Origin of the sequence: Kitasatospora sp. NPDC057904 (assembly GCF_042887925.1) — a bacterium.
In the GTDB taxonomy this organism is placed as follows: Bacteria; Actinomycetota; Actinomycetes; order Streptomycetales; family Streptomycetaceae; genus Kitasatospora.
In genome coordinates this window covers 1-4250 of record NZ_JBHVOL010000062.1, presented here as the reverse complement: position 1 = coordinate 4250, position 4250 = coordinate 1, and the positions used below count along the sequence as shown (strand labels likewise).

Genomic DNA, 4250 nt, shown 5'->3' with positions numbered 1-4250 from the left:
ACCGCACTCGCCACCACCCACACCCACGGCCACACCCCCACCCCACCCACCACCACCCACACCCACCCCAACCTCCCCACCTACCCCTTCCAACGCGAGCAGTTCTGGCTCCTGCCGACCGCCCCGCCGGCCGGTCCCGAGGGCCTCGGGCTCGGCGCCACCGACCACCCGCTGCTCGGCGCGACCGTCGAACTCGCCTCCGACGGCGGCCTGCTGTTCACCGGCCAGCTGTCGCTCGACACCCACCCCTGGCTCGCCGACCACGAGATCCTCGGCCGCCCGATCCTGCCCGGCACCGCGTTCGTCGACCTCGCCCTGGCGGCGGGCGAGCGTTCGGGCACCCCCCGACTGGACGAGCTGACCCTGGAGGCGCCGCTCGCCCTGCCCACCACCGGCCCGCTGGTGCTCCAGCTGACCGTCGGCGCGGCCGACCCGGACAGCGGAGCCCGCACGCTCGCCGTCCACTCGCGCCCCGGCGACGCCGACGAGTGGACCCGGCACGCGGTGGGGCTGCTGACCCCGGCCGGGCGGCCGGCCGCCGCCGCGCCGACGACCTGGCCGCCGGCCGGCGCCGATGCCCTCGACACCGTGACGCTGTACGGGCGCCTGGCCGAACTCGGCTACGCGTACGGACCGGCGTTCCGGGCCGTACGGGCGGCCTGGCGGCGCGGTGACGAGCTCTTCGCCGAACTCTCGCTGCCCGAGGACGTACGGGGCGACGCGGGCGGCTTCCCCCTGCACCCGGCCCTCCTGGACGCCGCACTGCACCCGCTGGTGGCCGGCGAGGCGGAGGACGCCGACGGACTGCCGCTGCCCTTCTCGTGGTCCGGCGTGGAACTGCACGCGGCAGGTGCCGCCGAGCTGCGGGTCGTCTGGTCCGGCCGGTCGCTCAGCGCCGCCGATCCGGCCGGGCAGCCGGTCCTGACCGTCGAGGAGCTCGCCCTGCTCCCCGTCCGGCGCGAGCAGTTGGACGAGCCCGACGGCCGGACGCGGGACCTCCACCGGATCGACTGGCGGCCCACGGCGACGCCGGGCCCGTCGGGGCGGCCGTCGGTGACCCTCGTCGACGGACCCCGCGAACTCCGGGACCTCGGCGCGCTCCGCGGGACCGACGGGGACGACGGGACCGCCCCGGTGCCCGACGTGGTCGCGGCGACCGTGCCGAGCGGCCGGCCCGCCGTGGCCCACGCACTGGACCTGGCGCACGCCTGGCTGGCCGACGACCGGTTCGCCGGCTCCCGGCTCCTCCTGCTCACCCGGGGCGCCGTCGCCGCCACCGCGACGGACGACGTTCCCGACCCCTGGTCCGCCGCCGCCTGGGGCCTCCTCCGCTCGGCCCAGACCGAACACCCCGACCGCTTCGCCGTCATCGACCTGGACGACGCCGCCGCCGACCTGGGCGCCGCCGACCTTCCCGCCCTCGCGGCCGCCTCGATCCAGCCCCAACTGGCCCTGCGCGACGGGACGTTGTTCGCGCCCCTCCTCACCCGCGCCGACATCGCACCGGGCGACGCCGCACCCGCCGGGCTCGCCGAACGCACCGTGCTGGTCACCGGCGGAACCGGCGCCCTGGGCCGTGTGCTCGTCCGTCACCTCGTGCGGCAGCACGGGGCACGGCACCTGCTGCTCCTCAGCCGCCGCGGCGAACGGGCGCCCGGCGCCCAGGACCTCCTCCGCGAACTGGCCGGATCCGGCGCGGAGGTGCGCTTCGCGGCGTGCGACGCGGCCGACCGGGACGCCCTGGCCGACGTCCTGGACACGATCCCGGCGGACCGCCCGCTGGGCGCGGTCTTCCACCTCGCCGGAGCGCTCGACGACGGCGTGCTGACCGACCTCACCCCGCAGCGGCTGGACACCGTCCTGCGCCCCAAGGCCGACGCCGCGTTCAACCTGCACGAGCTCACCACGACCGCGGACCTCTCCGCCTTCGTGCTCTTCTCCTCCGTCACCGGGGTCACCGGTACCGCGGGCCAGGCCAACTACGCCGCCGCCAACGCCTACCTGGACGCCCTCGCCGAGCACCGCCACGCCCACGGCCTGCCCGCCACCTCGCTCGCCTGGGGCCTGTGGGAGGAACAGGACGGGATGGCCGGCGCCCTCGGCACGGCCGGCCTGCTGCGCTGGGCACGTTCGGGACTCCCCGCGCTCACCACCGAGCACGGCCTCGCGCTCCTGGACGCGGCCCTGCGCTCACCCGCCGCGGCACTCGTCCCGGTCCGGCTCGACCTCACCGCGCTGCGCGCCAGGTCCACGGCCGGCCCGCTGCCGGCTCCGCTGCGCGGCCTGGTGCGGCCTCCGCGCCGACGGGCCGGTGCCGGCGCCTCCGCCACCGCCGGCTCCACCGGCTCCTGGGCGGAGCGCACCGCCTCCCTGCCCACGCCGGAACGGGCGGACGCCGTGGGCGAGTTGGTTCGGACGACGGTCGCCACCGTGCTGGGTCACGCCTCTCCGGCGACCATCGACGCCGACCGTGCCTTCAAGGACCTCGGCTTCGACTCCCTCACCGGCGTGGACCTGCGCAACCGGCTGGCCACCACCACCGGCCTGCGGCTGTCCACGACCCTGGTCTTCGACCACCCGACGCCGGCCGCGCTCGTCGCCCACGTGCTCTCGCTACTGCCCGGCGGTCTCGCGGACCGCGCCGCCCCGGCCCCGCAGGCACGCACCGTGGTCGACGACGACCCGATCGCGATCGTCGGCATGGCCTGCCGCTACCCGGGCGGCGTCGCCTCCCCCGAGGACCTCTGGCGGCTCGTCGCCTCCGGCACCGACGCCATCGGCGACTTCCCCACCAACCGCGGCTGGGACCTCTCCGGCCTGTACGACCCCGACCCGGACCACCCCGGCACGTCCTACACCCACAAGGGCGGATTCCTGTACGGAGCCGACGAGTTCGACGCCGAGTTCTTCGGGATCAGCCCGCGCGAGGCGACCAGCATGGACCCGCAGCAGCGGCTGCTGCTGGAAACGGCCTGGGAGACCTTCGAGCAGGCCGGGATCGAACCGGGCACCGTCCGGGGCAGCCGGTCCGGAGTCTTCGTCGGCGTCATGTACAACGACTACGGCTCGCGACTGCCCAAGGCCCCGGCCGAGTTGGAGGGCTACCTGCTCACCGGCAACACCTCCAGCGTCGTGTCGGGCCGCCTCGCCTACACGTTCGGGCTGGAGGGCCCGGCGGTCACCGTCGACACCGCGTGCTCCTCCTCGCTCGTCGCCCTGCACCTCGCCGCCCAGTCCCTGCGGCAGGGCGAGTGCGACCTCGCACTCGTGGGCGGCGTCACGGTCATGTCGCGGCCGGACACCTTCGTCGAGTTCAGCCGGCAGCGCGGACTGTCCGCCGACGGCCGCTGCAAGCCGTTCGCCGCGGCGGCCGACGGCACCGGCTGGTCCGAAGGCGTCGGCCTCCTCCTCGTCGAACGCCTCTCCGACGCCCGCCGCAACGGCCACCACGTCCTCGCCCTCGTCCGCGGCTCCGCCATCAACCAGGACGGCGCCTCCAACGGCCTCACCGCCCCCAACGGCACAGCCCAGGAACGCGTCATCCGCCAGGCCCTCCACCAGGCCGCACTCACCCCCGCCGACATCGACGCCGTCGAGGCCCACGGCACCGGCACCCGCCTCGGCGACCCCATCGAAGCCCAGGCCATCCTCGCCACCTACGGACAGGACCGACCCACCGAATACCCCCTCCTGCTCGGCTCCCTGAAATCCAACATCGGCCACACCCAGGCCGCCGCCGGCGTCGGCGGAATCATCAAAATGATCCAGGCCATGCACCACGGCCTCCTGCCCCGCACCCTCCACATCGACGAACCCACCCCCCACGTCGACTGGACCACCGGCACCGTCGAACTCCTCACCCACGAACGGGAATGGACCCCCAACGGCCACCCCCGCCGCGCCGCCGTCTCCTCCTTCGGCATCAGCGGCACCAACGCCCACGTCATCCTCGAACAGGACCACACCGAAGACGGCGCGACCACGACGACGGAGGACCCCGGGCCCGCGCTGTGGCCGCTCTCCGCCCGCACCGCACCAGCCCTGCGCGAACAGGCCCGTCGACTCGGGGCCTTCGTGCGCGAGACCGAGGGGCAGGCCGAGGGGCAGGCCGGAGCGATCGGCGGCGCGCTCGCACGCGACCGAGCGTCACTGGAGCACCGTGCGGCGGTGGTGGCGGCCGACCGCGACGAAGCCCTCGCAGCACTCGACGCCCTCGCCAACGACCAGGACCACCCCGCCCTCCACCGCGG

General features: G+C 75.5%; 1 protein-coding gene. It reads left to right on the top strand.

Features of this window, described 5'->3' with window-relative positions; translation table 11 throughout:
• Positions 1 to 4250, top strand: a 4250-nt coding sequence (locus tag ACFVSN_RS45025) for a type I polyketide synthase (RefSeq protein ID WP_387959299.1), incomplete at both ends; no start/stop codon positions are given.